Consider the following 16,128-nt stretch of genomic DNA (forward strand, 5'->3'; position numbering starts at 1 on the left):
CGGGTGAGCGGGCCTTCCCGGCTATAACCCGCAGCTCCCCCTTGCCCTAGCCCGTACTTTCCTGCATCACGCCCGCAAACGGCACGGAGGCAGACATGCGGGTAATGGTCATTGGTTCGGGTGGGCGCGAACATGCATTGGCCTGGAAGATCGCGCAGTCGCCGCTGGTCGAAGCCCTGTTCGTCGCGCCGGGCAATGGCGGGACCGAAGGTGTCGCCACCAACCTTAACATTGACATCACCGACCATGCCGCCGTGATCGCTGCGGCACGAGAGCACGCCATCGACTTTGTCGTCGTCGGCCCCGATGCGCAGGTCGTCGCCGGCTTGGGCGACGATGTCCGCGCCGCCGGCACAACCTGTTTCTGCCCCTCCAAACAGGCTGGTCAGCTCGAAGGTTCGAAGAGCTTCACCAAGGCCCTGTGCGATCAGTTCGACATTCCCACCGCCGCCTATGGCCGGTTTGAAGACGAGGCCTCGGCCCTCGCCTATCTCTACACCCAGGGCGCGCCCATCGTCATCAAGGCCGATGGCCTGGCCGCCGGCAAGGGTGTCACCGTGGCCATGAGCGTCGAGGAGGCAGAAGCCGCCATCATCGATTGCTTTGCTGGCGCATTCGGAGAATCGGGCGCGTCCGTGGTCATCGAGGAATTCATGGAGGGCGAGGAAGTCAGCCTCTTCGTGCTCACCGATGGCGAGGCAATCCTGCCGCTGACCACCGCGCAGGATCACAAGCGGGCCTTTGATGGCGACCAGGGTCCCAATACCGGCGGCATGGGCGCTTATTCGCCTGCTCCGGTGATGAGCAAGGCGCTTTATGACGAGACCATGTCCCGCATCATCGAGCCGACCGTGCGCGGCATGGCTCAGCGCGGCACCCCCTATGCGGGTGTTCTCTATGCCGGACTAATGCTGACCGAGGCCGGGCCCAAGCTTGTGGAATACAATGCCCGCTTCGGCGATCCGGAGTGCCAGGTGATGATGATGCGCATGGAGAGCGACATCGTGCCCCTGCTCCACGCGGTCGCCACCGGCACCCTGACCGGCCACGACGTCACCTGGAAGGACGATTTTGCCCTGACGGTCATCATGGCCACCCAAGGCTATCCCGGCGACTACGGCAAGGGGAGCGAGATAAAAGGGGTCGACGGACTCGACAATAATGCGCTGACCGTGTTCCACGCCGGAACGAAGCGTGATGGCAACCGTTTACTGGCCAATGGTGGGCGCGTGCTCAATGTCACCGCGCTCGGGGCATCGGTCAAAGAGGCACAGGAACGTGCTTACAGAAGCGTGGACGCAATTGTTTGGCCAGAAGGCTACTGCCGGCGTGACATCGGCTGGCGCGAGATCGCCCGCGAAGGCTGAACCATTCTTCAACCTGAAGACCTTAAGCTATCTTCGAACCGTCTTTGACGCGGCTCCGCCCGAACGCCCGCTGACGCCACTGCAGATGCGCGGGCTGGCCCTGGCGGAAAAGCTGCGCATGAAGGGTGCGGAGCGTGGCAGGATGAAAGCGAGCAGCGAACCCAGGATCGGCGTGGCCCTCGGCGGCGGCTCCGCCCGTGGGCTTACTCACATTCCCTATATCGAGGCCATGGACGAGCTCGGCCTCAAGCCTACGGTGATTTCTGGCACCTCGATCGGCGCTTTGATTGGCGCGGGCTGGGCGTCGGGCATGTCCGGACGCGAGTTGCGCGAACATTCCTTCGAGGTGCTGGGCACTTTGCGTACCATCGCCAGCCGACTCTGGGCCACGCAGATCCGCGGCCTTGGCGGCCTGCTGAAGAACGGCATTTCCATGCAGATCGAAGCCACTAGCGTGGTGGACGCCTTCCTGCCGGACAATTTCCCGCTCGAGTTCAAGGACCTCAAGGTGCCGCTCTATGTCGTGGCCACCGATTTCCAGTCCTGGCACCAGGTGGTGTTCAATTCGGGCCTGCTGCGCCCTGCCATTGCCGGTTCGCTGGCGATTCCGAGCTTTTGCAAGCCGGTGATCTATGACAATCACCTCTTGGTCGATGGCGGCGTGGTCAATCCACTGCCCCTCGATCAGGCCGATATCGGCACCGATTTCCTGATCGGCATCGATGTGGCGGGCGACCCTTCCGCCAATCTGACCAAGACCGACCACAAGGCAATCGATATCTGGTTCGGTTCAGCCCAGATCATGATGCATTCGCTGACCGCACATATGATGGCGGCCTACCCGCCCGACATCTATATCCGCCCCCGCGTTGCCCATATCGGAGCGATGGAATTCTGGCGCGTGCGTGAGATCATCGCCCACGCCGATGCGGAAAAGGACCGCTTCAAGCGCATGTTGGAGAACAAGATAGAGGCCTATATCCAGGACCGCATCGAGCCAATCGACAGCAATCCCAAGGACTGACGCTAGTCGGCGACCTGCACCACAACACTGCCCCGCTTATGCCCTGTGTCGGCATGAGCATGGGCGGCGGGCATGTCGGTGAAGGCATAGACCTTGTCGATATGCGGTCGGTACTGGCCCAGCGCGGCGAGGCGCCCGAGTTCAACAATATCCTCAAGCCGCTCATCGGCCGGCCCGGCAATCATCCGCTTTCCTTCGGGTCCCTTGCGCAGGCTACCCAGCATTTCCTTAAGCGTCCCGGCAATGGCGAGATAGCGTCCACCGGGCTTGAGCAACTTCTGCGCCCTGGCGAAATCCATCGCTTCAACCGTGTCGGCGATGACGTCAAAAACCGCGTTGTGCCGGCTCACATCGGTGCTGTGATAATCGATCACGGTGTCGGCACCATGCGTCCTGACCAGGTCCAGATTGCCCGCGCTGGTCGTGGCAGTGACATGCGCCCCCGCCAGCTTGCCCAGTTGCACCATGGCCGAACCGACAGCACCCGCCCCCCCGAGCACCAGCATGGACTGCCCTTCCCGCACGTCACCCCGGCGCAGATAGGTCAGGGCCGTGGTGCCGCCGAAACAGAGCGCGGCACCGGTCAGCATGTCGACGCCTTCAGGCAGATGAGCGACCGGCCCGGTTTCCTTGATCAGCACATATTCGGCATGCGTACCCATCCTGCCGCCGGGAAAGGCATAGACCGCCTCGCCGGGCGAAAACCGTGTTACGCCCTGCCCCACGGTCTCGACCTTGCCCGCAAGTTCCGTCCCCAGGATCGGCTGGCGCGGCCGGTTCCAGCCCAGCGCCAGGCGGCCGAGCGTTTTCATGCCCGGTGGAAAGTCGCAGGCGCGGATGCGGCGGTCTCCCGAATTGACCGTGGTCGCATGTACTTTCACCAGGATTTCTCCGGGCTTGGGGACGGGCTTGCCGACATCTTCGAGGCGCAGCACTTCGGGGCCGCCGTAATCGCGGGCAAACCAGGCTTTCATTTCAGGCTCCTTGGGGCCGCTAGCGGCCCTGTTTCTCATCGGCCTTCCACTGGAAGACTTCCCCGATCTCGACACCGAAGGCTTCGGCAATGCGGAAGGCGGCCTCCAGAGAGGGCGAATACTTGTTCTGCTCGATGGCGGCGACGGTCTGCCGGGTCATGCCGATGGCATCGGCCAGTTGCTGCTGGGTCATCTCGCCATGCTCGAAACGCAGCCGACGAATGGTGTTGGATATGGGGGGCGGCGCCGGCATCACGCATACCGCCGGTACTGGATGATGACGATGATCTCGCGCACGACGGCCGCAAAGGCGGTGACGAAGAGGATCAGATTGACCAGCATGATCGCGGTCGCCCCCACCGGATCGAGGGTGAAATCGGCGCGCGCGATATCAGTGATCCACTTGCTCGCCAGCACGATGGTGACCAGAAGGATTTCGAGCAGCGCCAACCCGTAGCGGTTCGAGATGGCCTCGATCCGCACTTCCATTTCATCGGCCGGCGGGTCGAATGCCTGCCCGCCCAGCCGCGCCGCGATCATCGCCGCCGGCAACATGATGACCAGGGCAATCCCGAAGCACCACAGGAAGCGCCAGAACAGAATATCCCCATCCAGTTGGCGCGCGGCAAAGTCGGCCCAGGCGCTCCAGAAATACCAGCCAAAAATCACCAGCGAAGTCGTCACCGCGATCCACGCCACTTTTTCCCGCATCGTCATTCGACGTCTCCATGGAAAAAATTACTGCCTCCATGTCGCTCATTTTCAACATGATGTCAAGCATTTTTAACATGACGTCCGATATTTCACGCATCTGCTAGCGGAGTGAAGACCACGTAATAAACCACTTGCTTAATTATCCATATGGTTTATTATCAGACACATGGAAGACGCAGAAGCACTCGATGCCGTGTTCGCGGCACTGGCGAACCCCACCCGGCGTGCCATTCTAGCCCGGCTCTCCAAGGGCGACGCTACGGTGAATGCGTTGGCAGAACCGTTTGACATGAGCCTGCCCGCCATCTCGAAACATCTCAGGGTTCTTGAACAGGCAGAGCTGATCACGCGCGGCAAGGACGCGCAATTTCGTCCCTGCAGGCTGAATGCTGAGCGGCTGAAGGACGTGGCCCTATGGACCGAACAATATCGCCACATCTGGGATGCCAGGTTTGACGCCATGGCCAAGGCAATCGAAGATTTAAGGGAGACCACGGATGACCAAGCCACCGGAATGGGTGAAGATCACGCGTGAAGTCGATGCTCCGATCGATCTGGTCTGGGAGATGTGGACCGACCCGGAACAGTTCAAGAAATGGTATGGCCCCAGGGGGATGACCGTGCCGACCGCCCAGATGGACGTGGTGGTGGGCGGCACACGGAAAATCTGCATGGAAATGCGCTCCCCGGACCGCACCATGACGATGTGGTTCACCGGCGTCTACAAGGAGGTCAGCAAGCCCGGCCGCCTGGTCTATACCGAGAGCCTGTGTGACGCCGATGGCGTATTGATCGCGCCGCAGGCCATGGGCATGCCGGACGGACACCCGGACATCACCGAGGTCATCGTCGAACTCGCCGAAGCTGGGGGCAAGACGATGATGACCATGACGCATGTGGGCGTACCGGAAGGCACCGCCGGCGGAGGCGGTTGGTCACAAGCTTTCGACAAGCTCGCGGAACTGCTCGCCGGAGCTTAGTCCCGTAGCTTCCTGAAGAAATCCACCAGCATCGCCTCGGCGCGGCCGGCCGACAGTCCGCCGATCACCTCGGGCCGATGGTGGCAGGTGGGCTGGTCGAACAGGCGGATACCGTTCTCGACCGCCCCGGCCTTGATATCCTCGGCCGCGAAATAAATCCGGCGCAGTCGGGTGTGAGCAATGGCCCCGGCGCACATGGCGCAGGGTTCGAGCGTCACATAGAGGTCGCAGCCATCCAGCCGCCCGGTGCCGCGCACCGCCAGAGCCGCCTTGATCGCCAGCATCTCGGCATGAGCGGTCGGGTCGGCCAGCGCTTGCATGCGATTGCGCTCGGCAGCCAGAACGGTCTGCCCCTCGACAATGACCGCACCCACCGGCGCCTCGCCCTGGGCAGCGGCCTCTTCAGCCAGAGCCAGAGCCAGTTTCATGGGCGAAGGCGCGCTCGACATCCGTCTCGTCCTCAGTTTCCCTTGCGCCGGCCCGCCGCCAGCGTCGCAATGCCAATCCCGCCCAGAATGATCGCCGAGCTGACCAGCAGCCGCGCATCGAGCGCTTCACCGATGAACAGCACAGCGCCGAAGGCCGACAAAGCCGGCACCGAAAGCTGCACGATGGCCGCCCGCGTGCGAGTCAGGGCCGGAAGCACCGCATACCATATTGCATAGCCCAGGCCAGAGGCGATCGCCCCCGAAGCAATGGCATAAGCAAGCCCGTCCCATCGCGGTGCGCCATTCCAAATGCCGATCACCAGCAGCAGTATCGCCACCGGCGCGCAGCGCAGAAAGTTGCCCGCCGTATCGTCCAGCGGCCGCTCCGATCCACGCCCAAGCAGGGAATAGGCGGCCCAGCACAGCCCAGCCAACACCATGAGCAGGGAACCCAGGGGATCCGGCGCGGTGAGACCGGGCGAAACGAGATAGGCAAAGGCGCCAAGGGCCAGGAGCAGGCCGAGCCATTCGAGCAGGCCGGGCCGGTCACCCGCGGCGATGGCGCGGGCCACCATGCCGATCTGCACGCTGGCGAACAGGATCAGCGCGCCGGTCGCTGCGCCCAGCCATCCATAGGCCAAGGAGAACCCCAATGCGTAGCCAAGCAAAGCTCCCGCCTGCAGCCAATGTCCCGCAAGGGAAAATCCCGCTCCACTTTGGCGCGTACGCCACCAGACCAGCAAAAACAGGATGACGGCACCGGCCAGAATGCGAATGCCGGTATAGCTCAGCGCATCCATGGCACCATCGGCCAAAGCGAGCCGGGCCAGCACCGAATTGGCGGCAAAGGCAATCATCGCCAGCGCTGTAAGCAGGACTATGCGCATCCGTCACCCCCTGCCCCACAATAGGCGTCAGCTGGTGGCCTGTCTTGCAGATTTGCTGCGGCGCGCATGCTCAGAACGGCGCGTATTTAACGGGATCAATGGCTGCCTTCAGCGCCTCCAGCTCGCCCTCGGTCCAGCCCTCTGGCTGGGTGACCTCTACCCAGGCATCGATATAGTCCGCCGGGGCATAGACATGGCCATGCCCCACCGGCGGAGTTTGCGCCAGCGCGGCATCGAGGGCCAATTGCAGGAAGGTGATGACCGGATACCAGTTGAGCGCAGGAGAGACATCGGGGCCACGCGGCGCGTTCAGCCAGTCGGGCCGCTGCCAGTCGGCATCGAAGGAGAAGAACACGATCGGGTCACTGGCATATTGCAGGAAAACTATGCGCATTGGTCCCCAGGCCAGGCCCTCCCAATCCTTGGCGCCCGTCTGGTTCATGAAGCGCACCGCCGAGGAATTGCCGAAGCGGGGCAACCAGGCGGGCGATCCGGGCACCCGGCTCTCGGTCATGCGCGACCAGATCGGACTGGAAAAGGGCGGGCCGGCCCAGAGCGCCCCATCGAAGGGGTCGGCCAGCACATCATAGACCGTTGTCGAATTCTGCGAGGCCAGCGCCCCCAGGCTCAATCCGTGCAGATAAAGCCGTGGCCGGTCATCGCGCGGCAATTGCGTCCAATAATCATAGACCGTGTTGAACAGCGCCTGGGCGGTTTCGGTGCCCAGTTCGGGTTCGATAAAGAGCGAAAGCACGCTGGTGAGATAGGAATATTGCACCGCCACGCTCGCCACATCGCCCCCATGGAGATATTCGAGCGTGTCGATCGCCGCCGGGTCGACCCAGCCTGTGCCCACCGGCATCACCAGCACCAGCACCGAGCGCTCAAAGGCGCCGATGCGCACCAGTTCGGCCAGGGCAAGCTGGGCGCGTTCCATCACCGTGGGGGCCGAACGCAGGCCGACATAAGTGCGCAGCGGCTGCAGCGCCGGCTTGCCGGTCATAGCCTCAATCGCGGCCGCATCGGGACCGGATTGTACATAGACGCGCGAGTCCCGTCCGATGGTCTCCCAGTCGATCAGCGACTCGGCGCTGCCGGTCTGAAACCATTGGCTAGGCGCTTCGGCATCGGTCTGCACCAGGGCGTCGAGCCGCTCATAGAAATTGTCGGCCGCACGCAGGGCCGAGCGCAGGAACAGATTGTTGACCAGAATGCTGATCAACAGGGCTACAAGCGCCGTCGCCACCACAAAGGCCGCCCGGCGCGGCATATGCGGCAGCAGCCAGTGCCAGATCAGCCGGATAATGGTGACCAGCAGCTTGCCGGCAATCAGAATGGCTGCGGCAATGGGCAGGGCAAAGGTCGCGATCTGCAGCGGCTGGTTTTCTTCTACCGGCGGCATCTCCATCACCGCGCGCACCGAGTTCTGCCAGGTGTTGGAATACCACAGCGCCACCAGCACCAGCCCGATGCAGACCAGCCCGACCAAAAGTCCAAGCGCCCTTGTGATCCGGCCCGGCGGCACCTTGAGTCCCAGAAACCCCCAAAGCCAATGCGCCAGATTGCCAAAGCCATAGCCGATGGCAAAGCAGCACCCCGACAAAATGCCCTGCACCGTCTCGGTGCGCGGCAGCAGCGAGGGCGTCAGCGAAAGCGCAAAGAAGATCGACCCGACCAGGAGGCCTGGCGGCGAGAGATGATAGGCCACCGCATCCCAAAAGGCATTTGCCCTTTGGGCCCAATCCTTTGGCGGGCGGGATTCAGCACTCGACATGGCGCCTAAGTGAACCCGGAAGGCTGACGGGGTCAATGCTGGGGTAGGGTGGCGGACGATTGGGGCGGGGTGATGTTAGCGGATGAGGTGGCGGTGGAAGGACAGTCTCGTCTTGGCGATCTGGAGGCAACACGGACACGTCCATTGTCATATTTGTGGTCAACTTCTTCCGGAGCCAAGCCGCCGGAGACCAGCGGATCGTTCAGCTTTCTAGATGCCGCTTGGCATTAGGGATAACCATTGGGCCGGCGTGGACAAATGCGACGCTGTGCCGGGCCCTTGTCGCGCCGACATACATTTTGGGAAGCGACTTGGCTATGTGGGCAATATCCCCAGTGGAAATCCACTTCTTGGCCGGTCCGTGAGGATAGATCAGTACACGGTCAAAAGTCAGACCTTTTGACTCGCCAAAGTTCATTGCCGGGAGACCATCGCAAGGCGTCCTCTTGTCGTATCGTAACACTTGCGGCGCGTATCGTGCCACGTAGGCCTTGACATCAAAGGGGGCGACTATGAAGACGCCATCGTGATCGGTGACGTCTTCGCTAAGGGATTTTGTTGGCGGCTCCATTGGAAAAAACCTGTCACCCAGATCGGCTATATCTTGATGACACCTGTGAGTGTGCTGCTCATAGGAAAGCTTGGCCAGTCCTGACTTATCCCACTCTCGGAACTTGTCGATGATCTTAACGCCAGCGAATGCCGAGTTCTTGTTGGAATAGTTCGTCTGGAAAGTGGCCTGGCGATGGTCTCCAACAAGCACAACTTCGACCCCACTTCGAAGCATAAGTTCGAGGACCTCTAAATCGTACCCGGCCATGTCCTGGATTTCGTCTACGTAAATCCGGCTAAACCTTGCCGCAAGCCTGCGCATCACGGCACCGCCAGAGAGCCGATCACACTCGCAAACAAATTTGGCGATCTTGTCTGAGTAAATCAGGCAATCTTCGAAAAAGTAGTGCTTCGCCCTGTTCTTTTCGGGTACAAAGGGCACAGACCTACCTTCCTGCCAAAATAGCCCTTCGATCCGATGCTCGTGCATCGCGGATCGATAAGGACGAGCCAACTCGCGTAGCAGGAATGCAAACCAAGTCGCGACCTCAACGTTCGACGGTACCACCGGCCCGTGCTCGTGAAACTTGGTAATGATCCCCCTTTCGTTGTTCCGGGTATAGGTGACGAGGAGGCTTCTCCCTTCATAGCGAGACGCTTCCTCAACGATGCGCGTAGTTTTGCCGCCACCCGCGGCACAGATAATGATCCGACTAGGCGATGGCATCTGCGATATAGTCCGGCGGGACCCACGGCTCTTCTGTGGTAAAAAACTTCAGTGCGACATCAGCTTTGTTTGCTTTCATGTACTTCAACAAGGAGGCTTCGTCTGGAAAATTGGAACCAAGCACCTTCTCGACGACGGCTTTTCCATTTGCCTTGAGCATTTGAGGTTCGAGGGTTGGGTAAGTCTCGTCGGCGTCGTAGCGTATGTTGATACACCCATAGCCCAGATAGTCAGCGTACTTGGCCCGGAGCGCAGCCACATCCCCGTCGTTATCGGTCACAACGTCGACCGTCTTTTCTAGCCCTGCTGCGATATCTAGAAAGCGTTTGAACGCCAGCGAGTTGACCGAAATCACATCAACACCGGCGTCGAGTGGCAATTTGCCGAACTTATGGAAGAACGCAGCCTGCACTATAAGTTCGTCCGACGGACCCTCCACAAGGATTGAGCGCTTGGCAAGAATGAGACGGAGCGTGTCATGGCCTGGTAGGCGCATGAAATAGTCTCTCGTGTCCTTGTCCAGGTCCGTCAATCTAAAAGATTGGCCGCGTTTGAACAGCACCACGGCACCAAGATCCAACTTGTTGAGCACGAAGCTGCTGTGGGTCGTGATCAGCAGCTGCCTGTTGCCACGATGATTTGCGATATGCGCGATCAGCGTATTCAGGTTGCTGAAGGACAGATGGTTTTCGGGCTCCTCGATTAACACGATATTGGAGTCAGATTTCGATTCCATCGCGAGCTTGATCTTGACTGAATTCTGTTCTCCCTTTCCAACCAAGGCCATAGGGATGTCGTCCAGATGAGGCATCACGCCCGACTCCCACGTGGAGCGGGAGGAGGTGTCCAGCGATACCGAAAGCGTTTTGTCAGAAATATCACCCTTTTTGGAGGCAAGCGCCGCATTCACCTTCTTGACCTTGGCGTTATCCATGAACGCGTCCTTCATCAAGCGATAGGAAAGCGCCATATCCACCTTCTGCGTCGCGGTGAGGCTGTCGCGAAGGATGTCGACCACATACCGATTGGCGGCCAGATTATTCTTTATGGTACTTGCATCAATGAACGCTGGCTTTACCGGGATTGAGCGGGCAGTGATGTCGTTATCGTCGAAGCCCCGCCACCGAACCACGTAGTATTCAATCGGCAAAGTCCGGATTTCGTCCGGAGTGGCCACGTAGGCCTTGTACTCATCGGAATAGTCCACGTTGAACTCGATCGTCAGACGGATACCCGGCACGTCTTTGCCTAGACTGTTGTTGTTGCCCTTAAGCTTTGCCAGCGCAGGATTATCAGCAAGATAAAGCTCAATAACTATGCTAGGCGGCAGGACCGCCTTCTTCGCGCGAATGGCTGCGACGTACTCGGAAACGACCGAACTGTTGAAAATGTGGGGATGCAGCTCGGTCTGCACCGCCCGGCCGTTTAGCTGTCCGCTGAGGGCCAGATGGATCGCCTCAAGTAGCGTTGATTTCCCGCACTCGTTGTCACCGACGATGATGTTTAGATCTGGATTCAGAGTGAGGTCCGCCTCACGTAAACATCTGTAATTGCGCACCAACACTCGATCGATATTCAACATAGACTCTCACCACAGCATCAAATCAATGCCAAACTAGAGGGATTCTCCATGCTCGGGTAGCAGTGTCCAGACTAGTCGAGTTGTTCAACTTGCGTGCGTCCGTTTCCGGATGCAGAATTCCGGCCCATTTCTGTACAATGGCGTCGGCGTTTCGCCCAACCTCTCAATCTGCCCCAGAAGTGGCCCGACCATCGCCATAGTGTCCCGCCGTAGATGATGAAACCGGCGTTGAGCAGAAAGTTATCCCCGCACCCAATTCCTCCCTTATCCTCCCCCCCCATCACCCCCGCGCGGACGGACTGCAGCGAACTTTTGCGGGAGGAGCCGGTTGGGTGCTGGGTCGCTCCAGGACCTGCCTGCGGGTCGGTCGCCTTGCGACGAGCGATCAAAAGGCACCACGATGCGCAGGAGAAACCCGGTATCCCGAGGCGGCGACGTCTCTATTTACTTAGATTTACTGAGACGCACGCGCCTCGGGATACGTCCAGTTCCAACCGGAAGCCGCAAGGGCTGACCGGGGCATTGGCGCGCCCGCTGGTGCGAGAGGGTAACAGCCCATGCGCCATGCTGCGGCGGCAGAGGGCGGTGAATTGGCTTGGGCACAATGTGCCAGGCGGGTCGGAAAGCGCCGGGCGCTGCCCTATATTGGGGGCAAGGAGAATCGCCCTTGCCCATCCGCCAACTGCCCGAAGACCTGATCAATCGCATCGCCGCCGGCGAGGTCGTCGAGCGACCGGCCAGCGTGGTCAAGGAGCTGGTGGAAAATTCCATCGATGCCGGCGCGCGGCGCATCACCATCACCACCGCCAATGGCGGCATGGACCTGATCCGCATTGCCGATGACGGGCACGGCATGGATCGGGAGGATCTGCTGCTCTCGGTGGAGCGCCATGCCACCTCCAAGCTCAGTGCCGATGATCTGGACGATATTCGCACCCTGGGCTTTCGCGGCGAGGCACTGGCCTCGATCGGCTCGGTCGCCCGCCTGTCGGTCGCCTCGCGCACTGCCGACGCGGAATCGGGTCTCGTGCTGGTGGTCGACAATGGCCGGCGCAGCGGTCCCATGCCACAGGCGATGAACCGGGGCACGGTCATTGAGGTCAAGGACCTCTTCGCCCAGATCCCGGCGCGGCGGAAATTCCTCAAGAGCGCCCGCTCGGAAACCGCCGCCATTACCGATGTGGTCAGGCGTCTGGCCATGGCCAATCCAGCGGTGCATTTCGTGCTCGAGGGTTCGGATCGCACTGCGTCGAACTGGCCGGCAGTCACCGGGGAAGGAGCGCTCGGGGGCCGGCTGGGCCAGGTGATGGGCGCCGACTTCGTCGAAAACGCGGTTACCCTCGCCACCGCCCGGCATGGTATCGTGGTGGCCGGCATGGCGGGTCTGCCCACCTATACGCGGGCCAATTCGCTCAGCCAGTTCTATTTCGTCAATGGCCGCTCGGTGCGCGACAAGGTGCTGGTCGGCGCGGTGCGGGCCGCCTTTGCCGATTATGTGTTCCGCGACCGGTTCCCGGTGGTGGCGCTGTATCTCGCCATCGACCCGGCCGAGGTGGACGTCAATGTGCATCCCGCCAAGGCAGAGCTCAGGTTTCGCGATCAGGGCGCGGTACGCGGTGCTGTCATCAAAGCCATTGGCACGGCCCTCGCCAGCGCCGGCTTCAAGGCCTCATCAAGCGTGGCCGAAGACATTCTGGGGGCCTTCAGCGCCCCGGAAATGGCCGAGCCATCTGCCCCTGCCCCGGTCGCTCCGGCATCATCCGCCTACCTGCCGCAGCGCTTTGATTGGCAGCCCAAACGAGCCCCACTCAATCTCGACCGGCATCCCGGCCAGCTTGCCGGCTTCACCGCGCCAAGCGTTCGCGTCGAGGCGTTCGAGCCCGCTGCCGAACCGGTTGATTTTCCGCTCGGCACGGCCCGAGCACAGATGTTCGACAATTACATCATCGCCCAGAACGGCGACGGCCTGTTGCTGGTCGATCAGCACGCGGCCCATGAACGGCTGGTCTATGAACGCTTCAAGGCCCAGCTTGCCTCCGGCCCCGTCGCCAGCCAGGCGCAACTGATCCCGGTCATTGTCGAGTTGCCCGAAGAGGACTGTGCCCGGCTCGAGGAAGCCGCCCCGGAGTTGGAAAGGTTCGGGCTCTATCTCGACCGCTTCGGCCCCCGGGCCATCGCCGTGCGCGAGACCCCGGCACTGCTCGGCAATCCCGATATTTTCGGCCTGATCCGGGATCTGGCCGACGGACTGGCCGAATGGGACAGCACCGCCGCCCTCACCGCGCGCATGGAGGCCATTATCGGGCGCATGGCCTGTCACGGTTCGGTCCGCTCCGGTCGGCGCCTGCGGGCCGACGAGATGAACGCCCTCCTTCGCGACATGGAAGCAACGCCCCATTCGGGCCAGTGCATCCATGGGCGCCCCACTTACGTGGAACTGAAAAAGGGCGATATCGAGCGCCTGTTCGGGAGAAGCCGATGACCAGCGGCATCCACCACGTCACCCTGATCACCGCCGATGTGCAGGCCAATGTCGACTTCTATGTCGGATTTCTCGGCCTTCGGCTGGTCAAGCAGACCGGCGGCTATGCGGATGCACGGCAGTTGCATCTGTTCTACGGCGATTTCGCAGCCAGTCCGGGCGCGCTGCTGACCTTTCTGGTCTGGCAGGGTGGCTCGGCCGGACAGGCGGGCGCTGGCCAGGTCAGCGAAATTGCATTGGCCATTCCCCAAGGCTCCATCGGCTATTGGCTGGAGCGGGCGTTGACGCATCAGGTCAAGGTCGAGGGCACGGGGCAGGAATTCGGCGAAACGGCTTTGCGGCTGCGCGATCCCGACGGCTTCCTCATCAAGCTGGTCAGCGCCGATATTGCCGCTCTGGAGATGCCGGATCGCGATATTCCGATCGAGCACCGGATCAAGCGCATTCGCGGGGTGACCCTGCTCTCGGATGTGCAGGAGGAAAGTGTCGACTATCTCAGCCGCTATTTCGGCTTTGCCAAGGCCGGATCTGAAGGTCCGATCCAGCGGATGGTCTCGGACGTTGGCGATGTGATTGATATCCGCGATGCCGCCGGCTTCTGGCCGGGCGCACCGGGCGCGGGGACCGCAGATCATGTCGCGGTGCGCGCAGTAGACGCTGCAGAGGTCGAGGCAGTCGAAGCCGAATTGCGCAAGCGCAATTCAAGCCTCACCACGCTGCATGATCGCAATTACTTCACTTCGCTTTATGTGCGCGAACCGGGCAATGTGCTGATCGAGATGGCCAGCGATGGACCCGGCTTCACGCTGGATGAAACGCTCGAGACCCTTGGCCAGACGCTGTTCCTGCCGCCGGACACGCCGGATCCGGAAGCGATGAAAGTGATGCTGCCCCAGTTCGGCCTGCCGGGCGAGGAGCGCGTCGCCTATCGCGATCTCATCTACAAGCACCGCTTCTTCACGCCGGAACAGCCGAACGGGTCCACGCTGGTCCTGCTGCATGGCACGGGCGGGGACGAGACTGACCTGATGCCTTTGGCACACAAGGCGGCGCCAAAGGCGACACTACTGGGGCTGCGCGGACGCAGCACGGAGGACGGCACGCGGCGCTGGTTCCGGGCCCTGGGGCCAGCGATCTTCGACCAGAAGGACGTTCGGTTTGAAGCGGGTGCGCTGGAAGCGTTTTTCGAACAAGCCAGCGGCTCTTACCGACTCGACCCGGAGCGGCTGGTGGCCCTGGGCTATTCCAATGGCGCGAACCTGCTCGGCGCAGCCATGCTGCTGCATCCCGGAATGGTCCAGCGGGCCATCCTGTTGCGGCCGGTCATGGTGCTGGAGGCCGTGCCGGAGGTCGACCTGTCGGACACGAAGATCCTCATTCTTCTGGGCGAGAACGATGCCTTCCGCCCGGCGGGCGAAAGGCTGGCTGATGCGCTTGCAAAATCCGGCGCCCTGGTGACCACCCGTATTCTTTCCGGCGGGCATGAACTCGGGCCACATGACCCACCGGCCATCTCCGAATGGCTAGATCACGCCGCTTTTAGGCCGACATAGCGTGACTGCGGGCGAATCAGCCGGCCGGTCTCGATCTGCTCATGGGCATGGGCGACCCAGCCGCCGACCCGGCCGGCGGCAAAGACACCGGTGAAAGCATCCCGCGGGAAACCGAGCGCTTCGAGCAAAAGCGCGGTGAAGAACTCCACATTGGTTTCCAGCACCCTGTCCGGCTTGGCCGCCCGCAACGCTGCCAGCGCCGCGCGCTCGACCGCCTCAGCCAAAGCAAGTCGATCGGCATCCATGCCACCGGCAGCACCGAGCCGATTGAGCGCTGTTTTGAGCGCATCGGCCCTCGGATCGCGGACCCGGTAGATGCGGTGGCCGAAACCCATGAGCCGCTCACCGCGGGAGATCTCCCCGGCCAGCCAAGCCGTGGCATTATCGGGGATGGCAACGGCATCGAGCATATCAAGCACTGGTCCTGGTGCCCCGCCATGCAATGGCCCCTTGAGCGCTCCCAACGCGGCCAGCACTGCCGAGGCATAGCCAGCTCGGGTTGAGGCCACGACACGCGCCGTGAAGGTCGAGGCATTGAGCCCATGATCGGAGATGGTCACGAGATAGGCGTCGAGAGCCTTGATCTGCTCATCGCCCGGCAGGTCTCCCGTCAACATCGCCAGCATGTCTGCTGCGTGGCTGCGTCCGATATGGGGCGGTATCGGCTTCTTTCCGGCCTTGGCACGGATCAGAGCTGGCACGAAGACGGCCGGTGCAGCAATCTGCAACAGAGCCACCGCCTTATCCTCCCCATCTGGAAGCCGTGCCATAAGGGCTCGGAGACCTTCCGTGATCGACAAGGAGACCAAACCGGTATCGAGGCTTGCCAGTTCCCGAAAGGCACGCAGCCTGGCCTGCCCCAGTTCTGCCCGCAAATCGTCCTCGCTGACGGACAACATGTCGGGCAGCAGCAGTGTCAGCACAGCCTCATAGCTCTTTTGCCCCGCCAACGACTCCAGGCTGTGACCGCAGATAACGAGACGCCCATTGAGCCCATCGACTTCGGACAATCGGGTTTCGGCGGCAATGACATCATCGAGGCCAGACATGTTGCTCTCCTTGCTGTTTCGCTCTAGATCAGGCC

The 16,128-nt window shown here is 61.6% G+C and carries 15 protein-coding genes; 6 read left to right on the forward strand and 9 right to left on the reverse strand.

Translation table 11 applies throughout. From position 1 onward, the window contains the following. The first annotated feature begins 95 nt into the window (after positions 1-95). Together purD and ACE4RL_RS16620 are read left to right on the forward strand one after the other, a co-directional pair. Positions 96-1,367 carry a phosphoribosylamine--glycine ligase gene (gene purD, locus ACE4RL_RS16615; RefSeq protein WP_375598213.1) on the forward strand — a complete coding sequence of 424 codons (1,272 nt, stop codon included), beginning with the start codon at positions 96-98 and terminating at the stop codon, positions 1,365-1,367. Positions 1,368-1,452: 85 nt separating this feature from the next. Then, entirely contained in the window at positions 1,453-2,391 is a 939-nt protein-coding gene (locus ACE4RL_RS16620) for a patatin-like phospholipase family protein (protein ID WP_375598214.1), read from the forward strand. A 2-nt stretch (positions 2,392-2,393) separates the two neighbouring features. Here the strand turns inward: ACE4RL_RS16620 and ACE4RL_RS16625 are convergent, their stop codons facing one another. Genes ACE4RL_RS16625 through ACE4RL_RS16635 form a run of 3 tightly spaced genes read right to left on the reverse strand, consistent with a single transcriptional unit; the run spans position 2,394 to position 4,082 of the window. Then, entirely contained in the window at positions 2,394-3,365 is a 972-nt protein-coding gene (locus tag ACE4RL_RS16625; RefSeq protein WP_375598215.1) for an NAD(P)-dependent alcohol dehydrogenase, read from the reverse strand. Between the two features lie 19 nt (positions 3,366-3,384). Continuing rightward, on the reverse strand, positions 3,385-3,618 hold the full coding sequence (locus ACE4RL_RS16630; RefSeq protein WP_375598216.1) for a helix-turn-helix transcriptional regulator: 234 nt from the start codon (positions 3,616-3,618) through the stop codon (positions 3,385-3,387). Then, positions 3,618-4,082, reverse strand: coding sequence for a hypothetical protein (locus ACE4RL_RS16635; RefSeq protein ID WP_375598217.1), 465 nt, complete (start codon positions 4,080-4,082; stop codon positions 3,618-3,620). The genes ACE4RL_RS16630 and ACE4RL_RS16635 overlap by 1 nt, the downstream gene beginning before the upstream one ends. Before the next feature lie 163 nt (positions 4,083-4,245). On the opposite strand from ACE4RL_RS16635, the gene ACE4RL_RS16640 reads away from it, so the two are divergent. Both ACE4RL_RS16640 and ACE4RL_RS16645 read left to right on the forward strand, forming a co-directional pair. After that, positions 4,246-4,614, forward strand: a complete 369-nt coding sequence (locus ACE4RL_RS16640) for an ArsR/SmtB family transcription factor (protein WP_375598218.1) — start codon at positions 4,246-4,248, stop codon at positions 4,612-4,614. After that, positions 4,577-5,059 (forward strand): SRPBCC domain-containing protein, encoded by a 483-nt coding sequence (locus ACE4RL_RS16645; protein ID WP_375598219.1) that lies wholly within the window; start codon positions 4,577-4,579, stop codon positions 5,057-5,059. Before ACE4RL_RS16640 ends, ACE4RL_RS16645 begins: the two co-directional genes overlap by 38 nt. Here ACE4RL_RS16645 and ACE4RL_RS16650 read toward each other — a convergent pair. The 5 genes from ACE4RL_RS16650 to ACE4RL_RS16670 all read right to left on the reverse strand — a co-directional run bounded on the left by ACE4RL_RS16650 (position 5,056) and on the right by ACE4RL_RS16670 (position 11,009). After that, positions 5,056-5,508: a nucleoside deaminase gene (locus tag ACE4RL_RS16650; protein WP_375598220.1), complete on the reverse strand. Its 453-nt coding sequence runs from the start codon at positions 5,506-5,508 to the stop codon at positions 5,056-5,058. The genes ACE4RL_RS16645 and ACE4RL_RS16650 overlap by 4 nt on opposite strands. Before the next feature lie 11 nt (positions 5,509-5,519). Beyond that, a complete protein-coding gene (locus tag ACE4RL_RS16655) occupies positions 5,520-6,374 on the reverse strand; it encodes a DMT family transporter (protein ID WP_375598221.1) in 855 nt (284 codons plus the stop codon). Between the two features lie 70 nt (positions 6,375-6,444). Further along, entirely contained in the window at positions 6,445-8,082 is a 1,638-nt protein-coding gene (locus ACE4RL_RS16660) for an alpha/beta hydrolase (protein ID WP_375598222.1), read from the reverse strand. A 268-nt stretch (positions 8,083-8,350) separates the two neighbouring features. Further along, complete coding sequence (locus ACE4RL_RS16665; RefSeq protein WP_375598223.1) at positions 8,351-9,427, reverse strand: hypothetical protein; 1,077 nt, start codon at positions 9,425-9,427, stop codon at positions 8,351-8,353. Further along, a complete protein-coding gene (locus tag ACE4RL_RS16670) occupies positions 9,414-11,009 on the reverse strand; it encodes an ATP-dependent endonuclease (RefSeq protein WP_375598224.1) in 1,596 nt (531 codons plus the stop codon). The genes ACE4RL_RS16665 and ACE4RL_RS16670 overlap by 14 nt, the downstream gene beginning before the upstream one ends. A gap of 667 nt (positions 11,010-11,676) precedes the next feature. Here ACE4RL_RS16670 and mutL point away from each other — a divergent pair. After that, complete coding sequence (gene mutL / locus ACE4RL_RS16675; protein WP_375598225.1) at positions 11,677-13,491, forward strand: DNA mismatch repair endonuclease MutL; 1,815 nt, start codon at positions 11,677-11,679, stop codon at positions 13,489-13,491. Then, positions 13,488-15,044 (forward strand): VOC family protein, encoded by a 1,557-nt coding sequence (locus ACE4RL_RS16680; protein ID WP_375598226.1) that lies wholly within the window; start codon positions 13,488-13,490, stop codon positions 15,042-15,044. Before mutL ends, ACE4RL_RS16680 begins: the two co-directional genes overlap by 4 nt. On the opposite strand, the gene ACE4RL_RS16685 is transcribed toward ACE4RL_RS16680, so the two are convergent. Then, entirely contained in the window at positions 15,020-16,093 is a 1,074-nt protein-coding gene (locus ACE4RL_RS16685) for a citrate synthase/methylcitrate synthase (RefSeq protein WP_375598227.1), read from the reverse strand. The genes ACE4RL_RS16680 and ACE4RL_RS16685 overlap by 25 nt on opposite strands. Positions 16,094-16,128: the final 35 nt, after the last annotated feature.

Source organism: Devosia polycyclovorans (genome assembly GCF_042181575.1).
GTDB classification, from domain to species: Bacteria; Pseudomonadota; Alphaproteobacteria; order Rhizobiales; family Devosiaceae; genus Devosia; species Devosia polycyclovorans.

What these genes read in the sequence shown, in the direction of transcription:
- purD (WP_375598213.1), top strand. Translation starts at nt 96, where the DNA reads ATGCGGGTAATGGTCATTGGTTCGGGTGGGCGCGAACATGCATTGGCC.
- ACE4RL_RS16620 (WP_375598214.1), top strand. Translation starts at nt 1,453, where the DNA reads ATGCGCGGGCTGGCCCTGGCGGAAAAGCTGCGCATGAAGGGTGCGGAG.
- ACE4RL_RS16625 (WP_375598215.1), bottom strand. Translation starts at nt 3,365, where the DNA reads ATGAAAGCCTGGTTTGCCCGCGATTACGGCGGCCCCGAAGTGCTGCGC.
- ACE4RL_RS16630 (WP_375598216.1), bottom strand. Translation starts at nt 3,618, where the DNA reads ATGCCGGCGCCGCCCCCCATATCCAACACCATTCGTCGGCTGCGTTTC.
- ACE4RL_RS16635 (WP_375598217.1), bottom strand. Translation starts at nt 4,082, where the DNA reads ATGACGATGCGGGAAAAAGTGGCGTGGATCGCGGTGACGACTTCGCTG.
- ACE4RL_RS16640 (WP_375598218.1), top strand. Translation starts at nt 4,246, where the DNA reads ATGGAAGACGCAGAAGCACTCGATGCCGTGTTCGCGGCACTGGCGAAC.
- ACE4RL_RS16645 (WP_375598219.1), top strand. Translation starts at nt 4,577, where the DNA reads ATGACCAAGCCACCGGAATGGGTGAAGATCACGCGTGAAGTCGATGCT.
- ACE4RL_RS16650 (WP_375598220.1), bottom strand. Translation starts at nt 5,508, where the DNA reads ATGTCGAGCGCGCCTTCGCCCATGAAACTGGCTCTGGCTCTGGCTGAA.
- ACE4RL_RS16655 (WP_375598221.1), bottom strand. Translation starts at nt 6,374, where the DNA reads ATGCGCATAGTCCTGCTTACAGCGCTGGCGATGATTGCCTTTGCCGCC.
- ACE4RL_RS16665 (WP_375598223.1), bottom strand. Translation starts at nt 9,427, where the DNA reads ATGCCATCGCCTAGTCGGATCATTATCTGTGCCGCGGGTGGCGGCAAA.
- ACE4RL_RS16670 (WP_375598224.1), bottom strand. Translation starts at nt 11,009, where the DNA reads ATGTTGAATATCGATCGAGTGTTGGTGCGCAATTACAGATGTTTACGT.
- ACE4RL_RS16680 (WP_375598226.1), top strand. Translation starts at nt 13,488, where the DNA reads ATGACCAGCGGCATCCACCACGTCACCCTGATCACCGCCGATGTGCAG.
- ACE4RL_RS16685 (WP_375598227.1), bottom strand. Translation starts at nt 16,093, where the DNA reads ATGTCTGGCCTCGATGATGTCATTGCCGCCGAAACCCGATTGTCCGAA.